The following is a 19,977-nucleotide window of genomic DNA, read 5'->3' on the forward strand; positions in this document are numbered from 1 at the left end:
GGACACTTGTCTCAGCGAAGGAATTATCCGTATTCCGATTTCGTGTTATACTTAACATGAGTAGGAAGGTGGTCATGCTGTGAGGAGAGCCCTTAAATCCCCAAAAATGTGGATAGGATTTGTATTGTTTTTGTGGGGAATTTTAATACCTTATTGGTTAAAACCTCAGCTCATAGGATTGGATCAATTACTCCAAACAATGCACCAGAAGACAGACGGAAGTGCCTTAATGGTTAATGCTTTTCTTGTTGTGTCAATTAATACCATTATTTCCATTCCCCAATTTCTCAGTGTGGTGATGTTGGGAGATGGGATGGCAGAAGCCTTCAATTGTTCGATATTGAAAACCATCATTCCCCTGACTGTTGTGCCCGTAGCTTATGTGATCGTCAATGGGATTACTCCACTTAACTATAGTTTTGGAGCCACAGATATTTTTCTTTGGTTATCGATTGTGGTAATGCAGAATTTGAGCAAACAAAAATTAAATATCGGGATGAAACTACTGGTCTTCACTCAATTGATTTTTGGTGTTGCCTGGTTGAATCAGGTTCCATTTCTTACGCCTTATGGTTTTGGGCAAGGTTCTTTGTCGATAAAAATAAAACAAGCAGCGATTCAAATTGGATTTGGTGAGGTTCTTACACTTTATGCAAATGTGCTGTTTTTTATTTTCGTTGCCAGTGCTATCACTTTATGGATATATTTGATTTTATATATGGAAAAATGGGCTATCTCACAGGATTTGCTTCGTGCTCAGCTTGAAGCCAATGAATCTCGCGCGGGACGTGAAGTTCTCCATCTTGTCCATGATCTTAAAACTCCGCTTGCAACAATCGAAGGATTAGTTTCGCTGATGGAAACGCGATGGCCGGACCCTAAGATGCAGGAATATTGTCAAACGATCTATCGTTCAATTAATTCGATGAGCAAAATGGTTTCTGAAATCTTGTATGAGGATCGAAAGAATTGGTGTGAGCTTAAAGAACTCATTGATTATATCCGAGCTAGTCGCCTAAGCGGTACGAATTTATCGGTGGATATTGAATTAGAAGAAGAACCTCAATCAAATCTTTACATTAATAAAATAAGGTTGACCCGGGCAATTATAAATTTAATTGATAATGCCTTGGATGCCATTCAAGGGCGAGAGAATGGAAAGGTAGTTTTGCGCGCCAAAACATTGCAAAATACTGTGAAATTGGAAGTCGAAGACAATGGATACGGTATTTCAGAAAACGATGTAAAAAGAATCTGGAAGAGTGGATACAGCACAAAAAACCATCCGGGATTTGGCTTAGCTTTTGTGCGGCAGGTTGCTGAGGGACACGAAGGATTTGTTAATATAAAAAGTGAAATAGGTCAGGGAACGAAGGTTTGGATAACCTTGCCATTGGGAGAGGGCCAATGAGAATAATAATTATGGATGATGAGCAATCTTTGCGCTATACGTTAAGCGAAATCTTTACATTTGCTGGATGGGAGCCTATAGCCTATCCTAATGGGAGAGAGGGAATTGAAGGGTTTCTCAACCATGGAGCGGATATCATTTTAGTGGATTATCATATGCCTGAAATTGATGGCTTAGAGACTGTTTGCCTGATTCGGGAACAAGATCAACAAATACCTATTCTTGTACTTACCGTTGACGAAAGGCAGGAAATTGCTGATCGCTTTCTTGATGCAGGTGCCACTGATTTTGCTCTTAAACCTGTCAAAGCACCGGATTTAATTGCTCGCGTTCAGTTGCATATGCGTTTGTTAGATATGACAAAGGCTGTTCAAGCAACGCCAAAAATGTACGATGTGTTTGTTACCAAAGGAATTAGTAAATCGACCCTGTCTTATATAGAACGATATCTCATGGATTGTCAGCATCCTTCTACGGTAGAGGAGATTTCCAAAGAATTATCGCTGGCTGTTCCTACGGTATACCGATATCTTACGTATCTTGTTCACAATGGCAAAGTGAGGTCAATTCCAAGCTATCAAAAAGTTGGAAGACCCAAAAATCGATACTGTTGGATTTAATGATAATTATCACCCTCTTAGGAAATTCCTAAGAGGTTTTCTTTATACTGGCAGAAAGTTTATTTCGTTAAATATTTTCTGCAGCATAAGTGCCACTAACGGCCTCTGTTCTCGCAAGCTAAAAAATACGAGGACAGTGCCTTAGAGCACAAGCCGAGATTCCTTTAAGATTGTATACAATAATCAAATACTTTTTCTCTTTTTTATTTCTTTAGTTGGTCAAACCCTTTTGCTATAATTAGTTAAAATATTTCGGGGGTGTTATATAAAACGGAAAATACATGATATTTTCTAATTCAAGGAAAAATAGGAGGAAGAAAATGAAAAAGGTCAAACAAATTGTGGCTCTTGCTCTAACTGCAGCACTTGTTATTACTGCTTCTGCAGGCTGTGGCAGCAGTGCAACGAGCAGCTCAGGGAGCAGCTCCGCCTCAAATCCAAACGATACTCTGGTTTATGCTCAGGGCGCAGAGCCTAGAGGACTGGACCCAGCTCTCGTTGATGATGGCGAGTCCGCTAAAGTAATGAGTAATATCTACGAGGGACTTTTAAAGTATGACAAAGATTCTACTAAAGTCGAACCATCCCTCGCAAAAAGCTGGGATGTCAGCCCCGACGGCCTAACCTATACGTTCCATCTTCAAGAAGGTGTTAAGTTCCAAGACGGTACTGATTTTAATGCCGATGCAGTGAAGTTTAACATTGACCGTCAACTGCCGCCGAAAGTAACGCAAGACATGGCTTATGCATCTTTCGTTTTTGGTTCTGTCAAAGATGTCCAGGTCGTTGACCAAAAAACCGTTAAAATTAACTTAAAGGCTCCGAGCACCCCATTCCTTAGCAATTTGGCCATGATCATGGCTGCCCCTATGATTAGTCCAAAAGCTTTACAAGCTAACAATAACAACGTAGACCAAGCGCCCGTCGGCACAGGTCCTTATAAGTTTGTCAAATGGGATAAGGACCAAGACATTGTTTTAGTCCGCAACGATGAATACTGGGGAACTAAAGCTCTTACTAAGAATGTTATCTTCAAATTCATTAAAGACAACTCGGCACGTGTTGTTGCTTTAAACAACGGTGAGGCTGATGTTATCGACGGTATCGATGCCACTGTAATCAAGCAAATCACCGATTCCGGCAACAAGATTTTCCAAGCCCCGGGCATGAACATTAACTACATGGCTTACAATACCTCTAAAAAACCTTTTAATGATCCAAAGCTTCGTACCGCTATCTCTCAATCCATTAATGTTCCGGAACTAGTGAAGAGTCTGTATCAAGGTTATTCCGAACCGGCTACTTCTATTTTGCCAACGTTTATGTCTGGTTATGACAAGAGTGTTTCCCAAGTGGCCTATGATCCCACTGCCGCTGCTGCAGCCTTGAAAGCCGCGGGATTGACATCCGTACACATGATTACCTACACTAACCCAAGACCTTATAATGCCGCAACTGGTCAGGCTCTGGCTGAAGCCATTCAAGGTTACCTTTCCAAAGCCGGAGTTACAGTCAAACTTGATTCTTTTGACTGGACCACCTATAAGCAAAAGGTTAAAGCAGGGGATTACGATATTGCCTTCTATGGTTGGGTTGGTGACAACGGAGACCCGGATAACTTTATGAACCTCTTAGCGGATAAAGATCCTACGATGAACATTGCTCTCTATAATAATCCCCAATTTAACAGCTTAATTGCTAAAGGTTTAACCACTCCAGCTGGTGATGCCCGTAATGCAATCTACACTCAACTGGAAAAAATTTCAGCATCGGATGCTGTATGGCTCCCGATTTCCCACGCCCAAACACTTTGTGCCTACAGACCTAATGTCCAAAATTTCTACTTCCATATGACAGGTATAACTCCGTTTGCTGGGGTATCAAAGAAATAACTTTGATGAATTCCTTATAGTCTAGACTGCCGAGAACCGGTTAAACGCCGGTTCCCGGTTTGTTTATTTTATGTTTTATTGCTGAAAGGTTGTTGCTAATGCTCAAATATATCATAAAACGAATTTTGATGTTAATTCCGGTGCTGATAGGGGTATCCGTTATTGTCTTTCTTATCATGCGCGTATTTTCACCGGATCCTGCACCGATTGTTTTGGGGCAACACGCAACGCAGCAGGCTGCTGAGGCGTGGCGGCAGGCTAACGGACTGAATGATCCGATCTACCTGCAATACTTTCATTATCTTCAAGGTGCACTGACCGGAAACCTTGGGACATCCTACTATACCAAAACGCCTGTGGTTAAAGAGATTTTGACGCGTTTTCCGGCTACGATTGAGCTGGCGGTTGTCTCCATTATCCTTGCCTCATTTTTTGGTATTCTAATTGGTGTCATCTCAGCAGTCAAAAAGAACTCCATTTTCGATAATGCCGGTATGTTCCTAGCACTGATCGGTGTTTCTATGCCCATCTTTTGGCTCGGTATTTTGTTGATCATTTTATTTTCAGGAGCTTTACACTGGCTTCCTTCTAATGGCAGAATCAGTCCTCTGTTGGAGCCTATACACGTTACTGGGTTTTATCTAATTGACAGTCTGATAGAAGGTAACATGAGTGCTTTTGTAGACGCTTGTCGTCATCTTATCCTGCCTGCATGTGCTCTGGCCATGTATTCCATGGCTATCATAACCAGAATGACGCGTTCCAGCATGTTGGATACGCTGCAGCAGGATTTTATTCGTACCGCTAGGGCCAAAGGAATTGCGGAGGGTAAGGTCATTCGCAAACATGCCTTGCGTAACGGTCTGATTCCTATTATCACAGTTATTGGGCTGCAGCTTGGCAGTCTTCTCGGCGGGGCTGTGCTGACAGAAACAGTTTTCTCCTGGCCTGGGATCGGTGCCTATACGGTAACCTGTATCATGAATTCTGATTTTCCCGTGGTCCAAGGTGTGGTCTTGCTTATAGCCGCTATTTTTGTCTTGATGAATTTAATCGTTGATGTGGTTTATGCCTTCATTGATCCGCGTATTAAATATTCCAAAAAAGAGGTGTAGCTTGTATGGAAACAAAACATAATTCGAATTCTGATGAAAATCTGTCACAGGCTGCAGAATACGTGGAAAAACCAGAATCGCAGCTAAAACTAATGTGGGAAACACTCAGACAGAACAAAGCGGCTGTCGTCGGCCTGATTATCATCGGGATTTTAGCCCTTATCGCCCTGACAGTGTGGGTGAGCGAACTTATGGGCAAACAAATTTTGCCTTATGATCCCAATTATTCCGATATGACCAAGAGTTTTATCAGGCCTAATGCCGAGCACTGGTTCGGAACGGATCAATTGGGCCGGGACATGTTCAGCAGAATACTTGACGGGACGAAGATTTCACTGTTTGTGGGTGTTGCAGCCGTTGCTATTTCACTTTCTGTAGGTGTTATCTTAGGCTCTACTGCCGGCTATCGCGGAGGGAAGACGGATACAGTTATTATGAGGCTTATGGACATGATGCTTGCTATTCCGTCCATTTTGTTGGCTATTGCTTTTATGGCAGCTTTGGGTAAAGGATTGGACAAAGCGATTATAGCCATCGGCTTGGTATCCATTCCAGAGTATGCCCGTATTGTGCGAGGTAATATTCTTTCCGTTAAAGAAAACGATTACGTCCATGCGGCCAAAATCATCGGTAATAAAACTAGTCGCATTATCTATAAGCACATTTTGCCTAATGTTATTTCCGTGATAGTCGTCAGAGCTACCTTGGGCATTTCTACAGCAGTTCTGGATACGGCAGCACTAGGATTTTTAGGTCTGGGCGTTCAGCCGCCATTTGCTGAGTGGGGCGATATGCTTGGCCGGGCAAGGGGATTTATTTTCTCAGCGCCTTATACGCTGATCTTTCCTGGTATTGCCATCACGATTACTGTGCTGGCCTTTAACCTGCTTGGCGACGGGCTTCGTGATGCTCTTGATCCCAAATCCAGAATAAAATAAGGGAGGTGAACAGGATGTTGTTGGAAGTAAAAAATTTGACTACGGAATTTAAGCTGAAGCGCGGCATTGTCAAGGCCGTCGATGATATCAGTTTTACTATAGATAAAGGCGAAATTCTGGCAATTGTCGGTGAGTCCGGCTCGGGGAAAAGCGTAACTTCCCTTTCTATTATGGGACTTTTACAGAAGCCTGGCAGGATTGCCGGCGGAGAAATTTTATATAATTCCCAGGATTTGAATAAAATGAGCCGGAAAGAACTGCAAAGACTTCGGGGCAATAAGATTTCTATGATATTTCAAGAACCGATGACGTCTCTCAATCCGGTCTGGCGCATCAAGGACCAGATCATGGAAAGTATTATGACGCATATGGGTCTTTCCAAAAAAGAGGCTCTGGCACGTACTATCGAAATGCTGAATACGGTAGGTATACCTTCTGCTGCTCAGCGGGCCAACGATTATCCTCATCAAATGAGCGGCGGCATGCGCCAGAGGGTGATGACGGCTATGGCTCTTGCCTGTGAGCCTGAATTGCTGATCGCTGACGAGCCCACTACAGCGCTTGATGTTACGATTCAAGCTCAGATTCTTGAATTGCTCTATCGCATGCGGGAGAAGTTTCATATGGCAGTTTTGCTCATTACTCATGACCTGGGTGTGGTTTCCGAAGCGGCTGACCGAGTCATCGTTATGTACTGCGGCAAAATTATGGAAGAAGCTGATGTCAAGAGCCTTTTCTCCCAACCGCTGCACCCTTATACTGTGGGTCTGCTGCAGTCAATTCCGCAAATCGATAATGAAAGTGATGAACGTTTATATATGATCAAGGGTATGGTTCCCAACCCCCTTAATATGCCATCAGGCTGTCCTTTTTCTGACCGCTGCGATCATAGTAAGGAACGATGCACGAAAGAAATGCCGGAGCTGCACGAAATTAACGGACATAAGGTCCGCTGTTTCTTGTATGATGAAGCAGAGGAAAGGGGATTGTGTGGAAAATGAGCGAAGTATTGATGGATATTCAAAACTTAGCAAAACATTTTGTAGTGGACACCAATTTCCTTGGCAAGCCTGTTGCTGTTTTAAAAGCAGTTGACGGCGTGTCCTTTACCATTGATAAAGGGGAGGCTTTTGGCCTGGTCGGCGAATCCGGCTGCGGTAAAACGACGCTTGGTAAAATCCTTGTAAATCTTTACAGACAAACAAGTGGTAAACTATTTTTTGAGGGAAAAGATCTAACGGTCCTCAATGAAGAGCAGCGCCGTTCCTACTCGAAAGATATCCAAATGATTTTCCAGGATCCTTATGCCTCGCTAAATCCTAAAATGACCATTGGCGACATCATTGCTGAGCCGATTTTTATCAATCGCTTGCTGCCGAAGAGTCAGGTGGAAGAACGTGTTATCTTTCTTTTAAACTGTGTGGGGTTGGCTCGCCACCAACGTAATCGCTATCCTCACGAATTCTCTGGTGGCCAGCGCCAGCGCGTTGGTATTGCCCGCGCCCTGGCAGTGGAGCCTAAGCTGATTGTCTGTGACGAACCGGTTTCTGCCTTAGATGTATCCATTCAGGCCCAGGTGTTGAATCTGCTGAGTGATTTGAAAGAAGAGTTTGGCCTGACGTACCTCTTTATTGCCCATGGCTTGAACGTGGTTAAACACATCAGCGACCGTGTTGGGGTAATGTATCTGGGCAAATTGATGGAAGTTGCTCCGAAAAAAGAGCTATACTCCAGCCCTCTGCACCCCTATACTCAAGCTTTGCTTTCCGCAATTCCGTTGATTAATCCTGAAAAGAAGAAAGAGCGTATTATTCTGCAGGGTGACGTACCTAGTCCGATTAACCCGCCCTCAGGCTGCCGATTCTGTTCCCGTTGCTTCAGGGAAATGGACCACTGCAAACTCAATGAGCCAGCATTAAAAGAAGTCTCTCCTAATCACTTTGTTGCTTGTCATTTATTTGATTGATTTAAAGTGGAATTCAGGCGAAGTTCAATATTGATATGACATAGAAAAGTGTAACTAGACTAGCCATTAACAAAATCAGGCTAGTCTTTCTTTTTGATCACCTTACTCTCTGGGGTTTATCAAGGAAATAGATTCATGTGGATGAAGAAAAAAAGCGGTTTGCATTCCAAATCCTTTCATACTTATTGATAAGGATAGGTACTTTCTGAACGTAGTTTAGAGTTTCAGGGATTTTAGCCCAGGTACGGTTCTCCACATTTCCAGGGCCAGCATTATAAGCCGCCAATGCCTCTGAGAGATTCCCGAATTCTTTAAGCTGCATTTGCAAATAATGAGTACCGCCTTCAATGTTTTGAGCAGGATCATAAGGGTCAACGTTTAGTAATTTCGCCGTCGACGGCATCAATTGCATCAAGCCTAAAGCCCCAACAGGGCTGACTGAGTTCGGGTCTCCACCTGATTCTTGTTCAATTACGGCTGCGATTAAGGCAGGATCAAGGGCATATTTCTTAGCAGAAGCTTCGATTTCCTTATGCCAGCGCAGCACTCTGTCGTTAAGATTAATGGGTTGGGAACTTTCCCCGACAATAATAGTCTGACCTTGGTAAGTTACAATGGTAATCCCCAGAACTCGACGAAAGTATTTCCCGCGGCGGCGACGTCAAGTTTTAGAGTTTCCCAAGGTGTTTCTTTTTTCTGAAATGGATACATCGGATTTGTTCTTTTTATCCCCAAGAGTTGATGAATATCTTGAGTCACCAGGCTTATTTTAATCCTAAACTGGGCTAACTTCTGCCGTTTATAAATTTTGGTCTGGGCTACATCAATTTTCTCCCCAGGCCGGGAAGGCATTAGCCAAGTCGGCGGATTGCGATTACTGAGGAGATTGATTAGGCCTTCCCATGTTGGTCTGGTTGCAGAACAGAAGAACAATAAATACACCAATAACAAGCAGATACTAGTTACGATTAATTTTTTGCGTCGTTGGATTAGAAAGTCTATGATCGTTCTATTAATTTCAGCTATGGCAGAATTCCACCTCGTAACGTTATTTCATTATTATAACCATAACCTTTAGGAAATACTGATAAAGCAACTAACTAGCATGTAACGGTTTTATAACTAAGTATTTTCATAGGCTTTTGTTGGGAGGTGCCTTAGTGGAAGATTGTTATTCAATTCTTGGAATCAATGAAAATGCTACGAGTGACGAGATTAAAAGCGCATTCAGAGCTCTCATGAAGATTTGGCATCCCGATGTATGTGCGGAAAAGGATGCTTATGAGAGGTTTGTTAAAATTGTTGAGGCCTATGAACTATTAAGTGACCCACAACAACGCCGACGTTATGATGAAATGCGAAACGCAAGCGAGGATATAGCTTTACAAGACACTAACAACAATTCCATAACTCCATTCGGATGTCTGATAATGGTTATTCTTATTGTATTGAGTTTAAGTTTTGTAGCATTTATTGCTTATAAAGTTTATCTTACTCTCCATGGGGATTCTTCGATAACTCAACCTGCCTCAATACAGACAACTGTGGAATTATTTTAATAGATCAGTCCACACAGCCGCTATTATAACATTAGCTTGACAACCTAAAAGCATTGTTGCTGCGATCCCTGAGCAAACGAAACAATGGTAGGAGTACAGATATAGTGATATGATATCAATGGACAAATTGATTGCCGACATATATCAACTGAATCGAGTTAGAGGTAGTTTAACGATTCGGTTGAATGTTCGGAGAAGTAGTGTATTTCTTCCCAAAAGAAGGAGATGATGACATGAAAGCTTCTGACATAATGTACACGGTCGATCCATTGCCCATAGGCTGTAATATTGCAGAAGCAAATGATAGTTTATTGAAGAATAACACAGATTTTCTCCCGGTTACTGATGAAGAAGGGAATTACATAGGTACAGTTTCCAAAGACTCTTTGCTGAAAGAAGTTTTAAATGGTTCAGCCTATCATACCGGTATTAAGGATTGCCTTGATCAAGAAATACCGTGCGTTCGGTTTGGCGTCGAATTAGAAATAATGCCCACTAGCGGCACGGGTGTCGTTGTTTTAAATGATGATAACCAGGTCATAGGGATTATTAGAAATATTGATTTAATCCGTTATTATCGTTCGGATATTGATGATCTCCAAGAGCGTATGTATGCAGTGATTGAATCGGCCCATAATGGCATACTTGCAGTTGATTTAAACGGAAATATTATTCTGGCGAATCGTGTTGTGGCTGAAATTCTTGGGATTTCTGTAGAGCATCTGCTTGGCCGCCAAGTGACTGAATATATTCCGAACTCTCTAATGCCAAAGATTTTAATCACTGGACAATCACTCTACGGTGAAAAATTTGTTCTTAACACAACACCGATCATGGCAAATTATTCTCCGGTCGAAAAAAATGGTGTAATTTCCGGAGCCGTTTGTGTGTTTCAAGACCTGTCGAGTATGGACGCTATTCACAGCGAACTGGACTCCGTAAAAAAGCTGACCAGAGAATTGGAAGCTATTATCGGCTCTTCTTATGACGGCATCTATATAACGGATGGAAATTGTCTCACTCTGAACTGCAATGAAGCATATCAGCGAGTTACCGGTATTTCCAACAGTGAAGTTGTAGGAAAAACCATGCACGAACTAGTCGAAGCGGGAGTATTCGACCAGTCGGTATCTATTTTGGTCATGGAGAAAAAGAAGAGTGTTACGATTCCCCAAACGATAAAAAAGACCCATAAACAAGTGTTAGTGACTGGCAACCCGATATTTGATGAAGACGGTAATCTATTTCGCATAGTGACCAATGTTCGGGATGTGACAGAACTTTATAATCTGCAGAGTCAGCTCCAGAAATCAGAAGAGCAGACCATGTTGTACGAAATGGAGTTAAGGCATTTACGCTCACAGCAAGCGGAAGACACAGGGATTATTTATCGCAGTTCCTGTATGAGTAAGACGATAGAATTGAGTCTAAAGTTGGCTAACGTCGATTCAACAGTATTAATTACTGGGGAATCCGGTACCGGAAAAGAATTGTTAGCAAAGTTAATCCACAAGCATGGAAAAGGTGTCAATAAACCATTTATTAAGATTAATTGTGCGGCAATACCGGATCAGCTCTTAGAATCTGAGTTGTTCGGATATGATTCCGGAGCCTTTACGGGTGCCAAAAAAGAAGGAAAACCGGGGCTTTTTGAATTGGCTCACAATGGTACTCTATTTCTGGATGAAGTTGCTGAAATGCCGCTTTTGCTCCAGTCCAAGCTCTTAAGGGTACTTCAGGAGAGACAGATTGTAAGAGTCGGCGGAACCAAGCCACTGGATGTTGATGTAAGAATAATTGCCGCAACCAACCGTAACTTGCCCAAGATGGTCAAAGAGGGTAATTTTAGGGAAGATTTGTACTATCGCCTGATGGTAATACCCATCGAGCTGCCACCTCTGCGGGATCGCAAAGAGGATATTCCTCTCTTGGTAAAACATTTTGTCGATATGCTAAATAAGCGCTATGGTTATAGATGCCATGCTTCCGCCCAACTACTCAACGCCTTATCCGATTATCCCTGGCCCGGAAATATTCGCGAATTGTCAAACATCATTGAACGATTGATGATTACAACGAATGAAAATGAGTTATCCGTAGATTTGCTGCCGGAAACTATATATCGCAAAGATGTACTTCCGGAATACGGTACCCAACTTCAAGATGCGGCCGCTCAAGCAGAGGCCTACCTGATCTCTAAGACATATAGAGAGTGGGGATCATGGGCTAAAGTAGCTGAAATTCTCGGAGTGAACAAAAGCACCATTTATCGTAAAGCTTTGAAGCATGGGCTTTTAAAATAGCAGTGCTTAAATAGCTGTCGCAATATTGCAACTCGATTGCGATATTGCGACAAGGGCTATCTGCACCCCTTGAGGTTGTATTCAGAAAATTTAGAATGCGATATTGCAACAATTTAATGATTAAGGAATTTCTATAACCTCTTGCGAAAGGGGTTATTTTATTTGGCATAATTATTGCAATATTCATGGATAACCAAATCATTAGAATACTAAGGAGGTGTTGCAGCGATAGCTATTATTAAGTTTCCACTCAAATCCTACATTTTAAGATTACCACGATAATTAGTAAAAAAGAAACCGGCTTCTCGCAAAGACATCTTAGAAAATGGAGGAAGAGATAATGAAAGTATATGTTCTCAATAATGGTTGGCTGGAATGCGATGAGAACTGGATGGTTGCTCAAACAGTGCTTGGGTCTTTGAACAGCAAGACTCCTCAAGTAAATTGGATCAAGATACCTGTATATGCAGTCCTAATTGATCACCCCCAAGGCAAAATATTATACGATTTAGGATGTCACCCGGACGCAATGAAAGGATATTGGCCGGCAGGTCTGCAAAGTGTTTTCCCTTACTATTTCGAAGAATCGCAAAGCTTTACTGCGCAGCTTGCTTTGACTGGTACGAAACCGGAAGACATTAAAACAGTAGTTTTATCCCATTTGCATCTAGACCATGCAGGTAATTTGCACTTATTTGAGCACGCAGATGTTTATGTCCACCAAAAGGATTTTGAATATGGGCAGACTCTTGTTCACTTAAGTCCTGACCCTGCAGCTCACGGCGCTTATGTAAAAGCTGACTTGGAAGTCCCTGTAAGGCAATATCACCTTGTAGATAAAGATATTGAATTGGTTCCAGGTGTTGAACTTATTACTTTGCCGGGCCATACACCAGGAATATTGGGTTTAATAGTCCATCTGGAAAATGAAGGTACCCTTATTTTCCCCCAAGATGCTGTCTATGATCACCGGAATTATGGGCCGCCAGCTAAAGGGTCAGGTATTGTCTACGACAGCATAGCGTTCTTTAATTCCATAGAAAAAGTACGTAATTATGCTAAGAAATACAATGGCAAAGTTATGTTTTCCCATGATATGGATTTCTTTAAGATGATGAAAGTTGCACCTGAATTTTATGAATAACAATTGCCGGCTAAAATTTAATGGCTGAGCAAACTAATGGTTCTAAATTAACGTTTGGAGGCTAACTTATGAAGACTGCAGCACAGTATGAAGAGAGTCTGCGCAGACTTAACTTAAAAGTTTATCTACAGGGCGAGTTGGTAGAGAATCCAGTAGATCACCCAATTATTCGACCGTCTATGAATTCGGTTAAAGCAACGTATGCCTTAGCTGAAGACCCGCAATACGAGGATTTGATGACAGCGATATCACACCTTACAGGTAAAAAGATCAACCGTTTTTGCCACTTGCATCAAAATACTGAGGATCTTGTGAAGAAGGTAAAAATGCAGCGTCTTCTAGGCCAAAAAACTGGAGCCTGCTTTCAACGCTGTGTCGGGATGGATGCAATCAATGCAGTCGATAGTGTTACCTTTGAGATGGATCTAAAATTAGGAACAAATTACCATGAACGATTTGTAAAATTTCTCACAAGAATTCAGGAAGAGGATTGGACAGTTGATGGAGCCATGACAGATCCCAAAGGTGATCGAAGCTTAGCACCCAGCCAGCAGGAAGATCCAGACCTTTATGTTCATGTCGTTGAAAAAAGGGAAGATGGGATTGTAGTAAGCGGAGCTAAAGCTCACCAAACCGGAGCTCTTAATTCTCACTGGATTCTAGTCATGCCGACGATGGCGATGAGAAAAAGCGATGCGGACTATGCCGTGAGCTTCACGGCTCCAGCAGATGCGGAAGGAATAATTTATATTTATGGCCGTCAATCCTGTGATACTCGTAAATTAGAAGGCGGAAACATAGACGTTGGGAATAAACAATTTGGCGGTCATGAAGCCTTAATGGTTTTTGATAAGGTTTTTATTCCTTGGGAGAATGTTTTCATGTGCGGAGAATACGAGTTCAGCAGTTCCTTAGTGGAGAGGTTTGCAGGATATCATCGTCAAAGTTATGGTGGCTGCAAAGTGGGTGTTGGGGATGTCTTAATAGGAGCGGCGGCTCTGGCGGCGGATTACAACGGTGCTTCCAAAGCCTCGCATATCAAGGATAAACTAATTGAAATGGTCCATCTTAACGAGACCCTCTATGCCTGTGGTATTGCCTGTTCGGCGGAAGGTCATAAGACAGCCTCAGGTACCTATCTTATTGACCTCCTTCTAGCGAATGTATGTAAACAGAATGTTACTCGTTTCCCTTACGAGATTGCTCGTTTAGCCGAGGATATTGCCGGAGGCTTAATGGTCACGATGCCTTCTGAAAAGGATCTGCATCATCCTGAGATTGGGAAAGTAGTTAAAAAGTACTTTAAGGGCATTGCTTCAGTCCCGACGGAACATCGTATGCGTATTCTGCGCTTGGTTGAAAACCTCACCCTGGGTACCGCTGCAGTTGGTTACAGAACAGAGTCCATGCATGGTGCAGGCTCACCTCAAGCGCAAAGGATCATGATTTCCCGACAAGCTAACCTGGAACATAAGAAAGAACTCGCTAGGACTATCGCCGGAATTCCCACGAAATAAATGAAACAAGTAAAGATTTAATCTCCGAGGCTTTAGGAATTTTACGGAAGGGCCAACAGTAGGGCTATGTCTGATAAACGTATAAGCATTAATTTCTGTGGTGGGTGTAACCCCAGGATTAACCGAGGAAAAATTGCCTACGAAGTCAAAGAGCTTTTAATGTCCGATGCATACCTAATATCATTTAACAGCTTGGACGCAAATCTTGTCATCTATTTAAGCGGATGTACTTCAAACTGCGCTCAAAAGTATAGCAAGACCGATATTCCCAGTGTCATCGTTGCTGCCTTAACTGTTGATACGTTGCTTGTGGAGGAAAGCAGGTTGGTAACTGAAATTGTAAAAAGGGTGAGGAATTATTTATGAGCAACTGGAGAGAGAACTATCAAGAAAGGCTTGTAACCCCTGAACAAGCTGTCGGTCAGATTAAGTCCGGTGAGCGGGTTGTAATAGGGCACGCCTGTGGAGAGCCGCCTTCCTTGATCGAGGCATTAGTAAATAGAGCTCCAGAACTAAATTCAGTTGAAATTGTTCACATGGTTGCCATGGGTCCGGCAAAATACGCACAACCAGGAATGGAGAAGAGTTTTCGGCATAATGCACTTTTTGTCGGCTCTTCTACTCGCAAAGCTTTTGAAGAGAAGAGGGCAGATTTTACCCCCTGTTTTTTCTCCGAGATTCCACGTTTATTTAAAAACAATACGCTAGCGGTTGATGTGGTACTGATTCAGGTGACACCCCCTGATGAGCAGGGGTACTGTAGTTTTGGGATTTCTGTTGATTATACTCAGGCGGCCACAGAATGTGCCAAGCTTGTCATTGCTCAGATCAATAGCCGCATGCCGAGAACAGGAGGAGCTAAAATCCACCTGGACAAGATTGACCTTATTGTGGAAAAGGACGAACCATTAATTGAGCTGAAGCCGCCTGAAATCGGAGAAGTAGAAAAGGCCATTGGAGAAAATGTCGCTGGACTGGTCCCAGATGGCGCTACCCTTCAATTAGGAATAGGGGCAATACCGGATGCAGTGCTGCTCTTCTTAAAGGGAAAGAAGGATTTGGGAATTCATTCGGAAATGTTTTCTGACGGTGTTGTAGCCTTGGCAGAGGCAGGAGTCATTACTAACCGTAAGAAGACGTCAAATCCAGGCAAATTTATAGCGACGTTTCTCATGGGGACACGGAAACTTTATGATTTTGTCAATAATAATCCCAACGTTGAGCTTCATCCGGTAGATTATGTTAATGATCCTTATGTTATCGGACTTCATGAATCTATGATATCCATTAATTCGGCGTTACAAGTAGATCTCATGGGTCAGGTAAATGCGGAAATGATTGGCTCAAAGCAATTTAGTGCTGTAGGCGGGCAAGTTGATTATGTCCGTGGATCAAGCCGTTCCATGAATGGTAAATCCATCATCGCCTTACCGTCAACAGCAGCAGGCGGCAAGATTTCGCGCATTACCTGTGAATTAGACCGAGGGGCCGCTGTGACAACATCTCGCAATGATGTTCATTATGTAGTGACTGAGTATGGCGCTGTTGATTTAAGAGGTAAAAGTCTTCGGGCACGTGCTGAAGCTTTGATTGGTATTGCTCATCCTAATTTCCGCAGTAGCTTGATGGCTGATGCCAAAGAAAAAGGAATTCTTTAAAAAGAGGGGCCAGCGTGGTATGAAGGCTTTCCAGAGAAGGCTTTTATAGATCGGTTGGCCCCTTTAGGTTATTGGATAGCGTTTCTAATTGTTAGGTCAAGCATGATTTTTACCAAATACATAAAAAGCAGCAGATTCAGGATTGAAGTCGCAACAGGTATAGCACTACGCGCAGCTTGGTTGATACCCAGGTCGGTTTGCCAAAGTATATAGACTAGTTTTTGTTCCGCTAACAATACCACTCCGGCGATGACAATCAGGGTAAAAAAAGAATCCACTTGTCCCCAAATAGTGGAATTGACAAATATAGCCGGATTGAAACAATAAAACGCTACGGTAAAGATACTCAGTTCCAAAAAACCCAGAGACGGCTGCCTCCAAAATTCATGACTAAGCTTACAGCCACTGCCATAAGTCTGCTCACAAGCAGGGGCCATCCCCAAGCGAAATGGAACCATACTAAAAGCCCGTAGGTAGTGGTTAAGGTACAGAGATTTAAAACAACGAACCGAACCAACTGCCCGATCGGCTGAGGAGCGGACTCTTTAAACGTCCATCTTCGATTAAGCAGAAAACTATTGATGACGCCGCTGCTGTAGGAAAGGATATGCGCCGGGAGTAAAGGGACTCCCCAAGCGGACAGTGCTGCAAACATCGAAAAATCGATCCCGGTATTAATGGCCCCGACGACACAAAACTTAAAAAATTCCTGTTGACGGTCTGATATCTTAGCCAATCTTCTTCACAGTCCGTTCTTTTCCTTCACCTTGGTAACATTCACGTATGATATACAGCGGGCGGTCTCTTGCCTCATCATAAATGCGGCCAATATATTCCCCATGATACCCATCATGGTTAGGAGGAATCCAGTCAACGTCAATTGGCAGGCTAGTACCAAATTCCAATCGTTCATGACTGTGTTGCTGAATACCTTATATAACAGCAAGAGGAGCAGGTAAACTAATCCCAAAGACGTAAAAAGGGCGCCTGCATAGCTTGCCAGTTTTAAGGGTTTAAAAGAAAAGGAAGTCAGACCATCAAGGCTTAACTTAATCATCTTTCGAAGCGAATATTTGGTTTTCCCTGCAAAACGCGGATCTCGGCTGTATTCTACAGCAGTTTGTCTAAAACCCACCCAGCTCACCATGCCTCGAATGTAGCGATTTTTTTCCGGCAACTGTTTCAGAGCACCGCACACTTTGCGGTCGATCAGACGGAAATCGCCTGTATCAACGGGAATATCTGTCTCTGTACAAGCGCGCAAAATTCGGTAGAACAGGCGGGCGGTTTGTTTCTTGAAAAATGTTTCCCCTTGGCGCTCAATCCGTTTGGCATAAACGACCTCATACCCTTCCTTCCACTTATCAATCATCTGCAAGATTAACTCAGGGGGGTCCTGGAGATCGGCATCGATCGCCACCACTGCTGCCCCGGCGGCGTAATTTATACCTGCTGTAATAGCAACTTGGTGGCCAAAATTACGGGAGAAGGAAATCAGCTTCGCCGATTCATCTTCATCGCACAAACCTTTGATAAGACTATCAGAATGGTCCGAGCTTCCGTCATTGACAAAAATCAATTCATAACGCTCATTGGTCGAATCCATCACCTTTTTTAATTGCTGATAGGTCTGGTTAATGACCGCCTCTTCGTTGAAGACTGGAATCACGATGGAATAACGAATGTCCGTACTCATAGTTTTGCCTCCTTCTTAAGGATTGACCTTATATAAAGTCCCAGCTCCGTTCATTCCCCTACCTCCTTGGATAGGATTATCCGAGTTGGACTGCCAATCCGTCTGCGGGATTTCCTTGCCGTTTTGTCTAACCCAAGTTTGGATATCCGATCTGCCTCCACCGAAACCTCCCCCAGATAGGAGGAAGTATTTTATTTCTCCTTTGGCAACCATTTGTTTTAATTTATCGACAGTGAGGATCGGGTCTGATCCGGAAAACCCACCCATTGCCATCACGGCCTTGCCGGTTTTGATGATATAGGCTTCGGCTGTCCTAGCATTGGTAGCAGCAAACAGAAATTTCTCGCCAGTATTATGGGCTTCCAAATACGTAAGCAATTGAGTGTTGACATTTTCCTGCATCTGCCCGGGGGCCTGGGCCGGAAATTGACTTGGAGCAGATAAGCCGCCACGTTTAGAGGAGTTAAGTTGGGGCCCTGCTTCCGGCAGCGTACTGTTTCCCCCATACAAAAGAGGGGTGGCCGCCCAATATAGAGGCGCAGCCAGCAACACCAACAGGCCGCCAACTGCAGCAGCCCGGATAAATTTAGACTGTTCTCTGGAGACTTCGGCGGTTTGTTCCCTGCTCTTAAACAGAGAAAGACCTATATAAATGGAGAACACACTGCCTAAAGTTCCCACTGCAATCAGCCATAGGAAACCGATTTGATTGCGATACGGCATGATGATATACAGTTGAAACAATGTTGTACCGAGGATGACGATCGGCAACAACCATTGTTTCCATCCTTTATGGTCGTGGCAGAATTCATACAACTCCACCCATCCCGCCCCTGTTAAAGCGGCAATAGCAGGTGCCAGCATAATTAAATAATAGGGATGAAAAAACCCTGCGATGCTAAAGAATCCCATCATTGGCAAGAGCCAAGCTAGCCAAAACAGGCCTTCCTTTTGTTTGTCCGTTAAAGGCTGCTTTCTGCGCATCCCCAGCAGTAAGCTGATTGCTGACAAGAGGGCAAAAGGAAGCAGCCAACTGATTTGTCCGGAGAGTTGGGATTGGAATAAGCGGAGCGGTCCTGCTTTCCCGGTATTAAACATACCTCCGCCACCTGAACTTCCTCTGGGTCTTCCGTCGCCTATTCGGCCACTTTGTCGTTGTCCGGAATTTTGTTCTTTGGGCTGATTACCCCCTAGTCCACTGCTAAAAGGCTGTGACTGAGGACGTGCTTGACCGCCGAAGAAGCCTCCCCGGTTACCGTCACCCGGTCCTCGCTGGCCAGTTAAACGGGAAAGCCCGTTATAACCAAAAGCCAACTCCAGAACAGAGTTCGTTTGGCTGCTGCCTATGTATGGCCGATCTGTCTGAGGAATACTGTCCACAACGAGAGCCCATGAAAATGATAGGACGAGCAAAGAGGCCGTTGAGACTACAACAATCGCTAATTTTCTCTGCCAATTAACGTTGAATGCCAACCAATAGAACAAATAAAAAGCCGGCAAAACCATATATGCTTGAAGCATTTTGATATTGAACGCCAAACCAATTAGAGCGAAAGAGGCAATGAACCAACTCGGCTTGCTTGTCTTAATCCCTTTAAATAACATCCAGGCTGCCAACAAGAGAGTAAACACTAACAAACTATCTACGTTATTTGTGCGGCTAACGGCAACTGCTATGGGAGTACAGGCGATCACTAAAGCCGAAATTCTTGCTGCGGTTTGGCCAAATGTAGGCTTGACAAGGGCATAAATCAAAAGAACCGAACCGATTCCCGCAAGGGACTGAGGCAAAATAACACTCCAGCCGTGGACACCGAATATTGAAGCAAACAAAGTCTGCAGCCAAAAGGCGACCGGCGGTTTATCCACGGTAACAAATCCCCCTGGGTCGAAAGAAGCGAAAAAGAAATTATGGAAGCTCTGCAGCATACTGGTCACAGCAGCAGTATAGTAGGCGTTGGCATATTGATCCTTCCAAATTCCATAAATATTTAAGAAACCTGCTAGGAATGAAGATCCAACTAAAAGTGGATCAAGGCACTTTGGCTTCGAAGTCATCAATTTTCCTACTCCTCTGTAATAAAGTTTAATTGATACTATGAGTTCGTCTTCACTGTAACCTTGTTACTAGGGGTTGTTGTTCAGCATAACTTCCCTG

Annotated in this window: 18 protein-coding genes and 1 pseudogene; 13 read left to right on the plus strand and 6 right to left on the minus strand. The window is 43.3% G+C overall.

The features are described from left to right. Nucleotides 1–79 precede the first annotated feature (79 nt). The 7 genes from VZF35_RS16215 to VZF35_RS16245 all read left to right on the plus strand — a co-directional run bounded on the left by VZF35_RS16215 (nt 80) and on the right by VZF35_RS16245 (nt 7,942). Nucleotides 80–1,411, plus strand: a complete 1,332-nt coding sequence (locus VZF35_RS16215; protein ID WP_407306475.1) for a sensor histidine kinase — start codon at nt 80–82, stop codon at nt 1,409–1,411. Then, nucleotides 1,408–2,031: a response regulator gene (locus VZF35_RS16220; RefSeq protein WP_407306477.1), complete on the plus strand. Its 624-nt coding sequence runs from the start codon at nt 1,408–1,410 to the stop codon at nt 2,029–2,031. Before VZF35_RS16215 ends, VZF35_RS16220 begins: the two co-directional genes overlap by 4 nt. A 320-nt stretch (nt 2,032–2,351) precedes the next feature. Beyond that, nucleotides 2,352–3,923 carry an ABC transporter substrate-binding protein gene (locus VZF35_RS16225; RefSeq protein WP_407306479.1) on the plus strand — a complete coding sequence of 524 codons (1,572 nt, stop codon included), beginning with the start codon at nt 2,352–2,354 and terminating at the stop codon, nt 3,921–3,923. A gap of 98 nt (nt 3,924–4,021) precedes the next feature. Next, entirely contained in the window at nt 4,022–5,038 is a 1,017-nt protein-coding gene (locus tag VZF35_RS16230) for an ABC transporter permease (RefSeq protein ID WP_407306481.1), read from the plus strand. Nucleotides 5,039–5,043: 5 nt separating this feature from the next. Further along, nucleotides 5,044–5,976, plus strand: coding sequence for an ABC transporter permease (locus VZF35_RS16235; RefSeq protein ID WP_407306483.1), 933 nt, complete (start codon nt 5,044–5,046; stop codon nt 5,974–5,976). 14 nt (nt 5,977–5,990) lie between these two features. After that, the gene (locus tag VZF35_RS16240) at nt 5,991–6,977 is read left to right on the plus strand and encodes an ABC transporter ATP-binding protein (RefSeq protein ID WP_407306485.1); all 987 of its coding nucleotides are present in this window, start codon (nt 5,991–5,993) and stop codon (nt 6,975–6,977) included. After that, on the plus strand, nt 6,974–7,942 hold the full coding sequence (locus VZF35_RS16245) for an ABC transporter ATP-binding protein (protein WP_407306487.1): 969 nt from the start codon (nt 6,974–6,976) through the stop codon (nt 7,940–7,942). Before VZF35_RS16240 ends, VZF35_RS16245 begins: the two co-directional genes overlap by 4 nt. A gap of 133 nt (nt 7,943–8,075) precedes the next feature. On the opposite strand, the gene VZF35_RS16250 is transcribed toward VZF35_RS16245, so the two are convergent. Continuing rightward, on the minus strand, nt 8,076–8,489 hold the full coding sequence (locus tag VZF35_RS16250; RefSeq protein ID WP_407306489.1) for a lytic transglycosylase domain-containing protein: 414 nt from the start codon (nt 8,487–8,489) through the stop codon (nt 8,076–8,078). A 62-nt stretch (nt 8,490–8,551) separates the two neighbouring features. Then, on the minus strand, nt 8,552–8,794 hold the full coding sequence (locus tag VZF35_RS16255; RefSeq protein WP_407306491.1) for a hypothetical protein: 243 nt from the start codon (nt 8,792–8,794) through the stop codon (nt 8,552–8,554). Between the two features lie 308 nt (nt 8,795–9,102). Between VZF35_RS16255 and VZF35_RS16260 the strand changes: the two genes are divergently transcribed. From VZF35_RS16260 to VZF35_RS16285, 6 genes are all read left to right on the plus strand, one after another. Continuing rightward, on the plus strand, nt 9,103–9,501 hold the full coding sequence (locus tag VZF35_RS16260) for a J domain-containing protein (protein WP_407306493.1): 399 nt from the start codon (nt 9,103–9,105) through the stop codon (nt 9,499–9,501). Between the two features lie 233 nt (nt 9,502–9,734). After that, a complete protein-coding gene (locus VZF35_RS16265) occupies nt 9,735–11,804 on the plus strand; it encodes a sigma 54-interacting transcriptional regulator (RefSeq protein ID WP_407306495.1) in 2,070 nt (689 codons plus the stop codon). Between the two features lie 340 nt (nt 11,805–12,144). Beyond that, a complete protein-coding gene (locus VZF35_RS16270; protein WP_407306497.1) occupies nt 12,145–12,948 on the plus strand; it encodes an N-acyl homoserine lactonase family protein in 804 nt (267 codons plus the stop codon). A 68-nt stretch (nt 12,949–13,016) separates the two neighbouring features. Next, on the plus strand, nt 13,017–14,465 hold the full coding sequence (locus VZF35_RS16275; RefSeq protein ID WP_407306499.1) for a 4-hydroxyphenylacetate 3-hydroxylase family protein: 1,449 nt from the start codon (nt 13,017–13,019) through the stop codon (nt 14,463–14,465). Nucleotides 14,466–14,531: 66 nt separating this feature from the next. Then, complete coding sequence (locus VZF35_RS16280) at nt 14,532–14,831, plus strand: hypothetical protein (RefSeq protein ID WP_407306501.1); 300 nt, start codon at nt 14,532–14,534, stop codon at nt 14,829–14,831. Further along, complete coding sequence (locus VZF35_RS16285; protein WP_407306503.1) at nt 14,828–16,123, plus strand: acetyl-CoA hydrolase/transferase family protein; 1,296 nt, start codon at nt 14,828–14,830, stop codon at nt 16,121–16,123. The genes VZF35_RS16280 and VZF35_RS16285 overlap by 4 nt, the downstream gene beginning before the upstream one ends. 68 nt (nt 16,124–16,191) lie before the next feature. Here VZF35_RS16285 and VZF35_RS16290 read toward each other — a convergent pair whose 3' ends face one another. The 4 genes and pseudogenes from VZF35_RS16290 to VZF35_RS16305 form a co-directional block, all read right to left on the minus strand. Continuing rightward, the gene (locus VZF35_RS16290) at nt 16,192–16,479 is read right to left on the minus strand and encodes a hypothetical protein (protein ID WP_407306505.1); all 288 of its coding nucleotides are present in this window, start codon (nt 16,477–16,479) and stop codon (nt 16,192–16,194) included. Beyond that, a complete protein-coding gene (locus tag VZF35_RS16295; protein ID WP_407306507.1) occupies nt 16,470–16,859 on the minus strand; it encodes a GtrA family protein in 390 nt (129 codons plus the stop codon). Before VZF35_RS16295 ends, VZF35_RS16290 begins: the two co-directional genes overlap by 10 nt. Further along, nucleotides 16,852–17,819: pseudogene (locus VZF35_RS16300) on the minus strand (glycosyltransferase family 2 protein). Before VZF35_RS16300 ends, VZF35_RS16295 begins: the two are co-directional and overlap by 8 nt. A gap of 15 nt (nt 17,820–17,834) precedes the next feature. Further along, a complete protein-coding gene (locus tag VZF35_RS16305) occupies nt 17,835–19,877 on the minus strand; it encodes a glycosyltransferase family 39 protein (RefSeq protein ID WP_407314650.1) in 2,043 nt (680 codons plus the stop codon). Nucleotides 19,878–19,977 lie beyond the last annotated feature (100 nt).

Origin of the sequence: Desulfosporosinus paludis (assembly GCF_045689965.1) — a bacterium.
Classification (GTDB): domain Bacteria; phylum Bacillota; class Desulfitobacteriia; order Desulfitobacteriales; family Desulfitobacteriaceae; genus Desulfosporosinus; species Desulfosporosinus paludis.

Bases quoted from the DNA above. Each gene is read 5' to 3' on its own strand.
- VZF35_RS16220 (WP_407306477.1), top strand. From the start codon at position 1,408: ATGAGAATAATAATTATGGATGATGAGCAATCTTTGCGCTATACGTTA.
- VZF35_RS16225 (WP_407306479.1), top strand. From the start codon at position 2,352: ATGAAAAAGGTCAAACAAATTGTGGCTCTTGCTCTAACTGCAGCACTT.
- VZF35_RS16230 (WP_407306481.1), top strand. From the start codon at position 4,022: ATGCTCAAATATATCATAAAACGAATTTTGATGTTAATTCCGGTGCTG.
- VZF35_RS16235 (WP_407306483.1), top strand. From the start codon at position 5,044: ATGGAAACAAAACATAATTCGAATTCTGATGAAAATCTGTCACAGGCT.
- VZF35_RS16240 (WP_407306485.1), top strand. From the start codon at position 5,991: ATGTTGTTGGAAGTAAAAAATTTGACTACGGAATTTAAGCTGAAGCGC.
- VZF35_RS16245 (WP_407306487.1), top strand. From the start codon at position 6,974: ATGAGCGAAGTATTGATGGATATTCAAAACTTAGCAAAACATTTTGTA.
- VZF35_RS16255 (WP_407306491.1), bottom strand. From the start codon at position 8,794: ATGCCTTCCCGGCCTGGGGAGAAAATTGATGTAGCCCAGACCAAAATT.
- VZF35_RS16265 (WP_407306495.1), top strand. From the start codon at position 9,735: ATGAAAGCTTCTGACATAATGTACACGGTCGATCCATTGCCCATAGGC.
- VZF35_RS16270 (WP_407306497.1), top strand. From the start codon at position 12,145: ATGAAAGTATATGTTCTCAATAATGGTTGGCTGGAATGCGATGAGAAC.
- VZF35_RS16275 (WP_407306499.1), top strand. From the start codon at position 13,017: ATGAAGACTGCAGCACAGTATGAAGAGAGTCTGCGCAGACTTAACTTA.
- VZF35_RS16280 (WP_407306501.1), top strand. From the start codon at position 14,532: ATGTCTGATAAACGTATAAGCATTAATTTCTGTGGTGGGTGTAACCCC.
- VZF35_RS16285 (WP_407306503.1), top strand. From the start codon at position 14,828: ATGAGCAACTGGAGAGAGAACTATCAAGAAAGGCTTGTAACCCCTGAA.
- VZF35_RS16305 (WP_407314650.1), bottom strand. From the start codon at position 19,877: ATGACTTCGAAGCCAAAGTGCCTTGATCCACTTTTAGTTGGATCTTCA.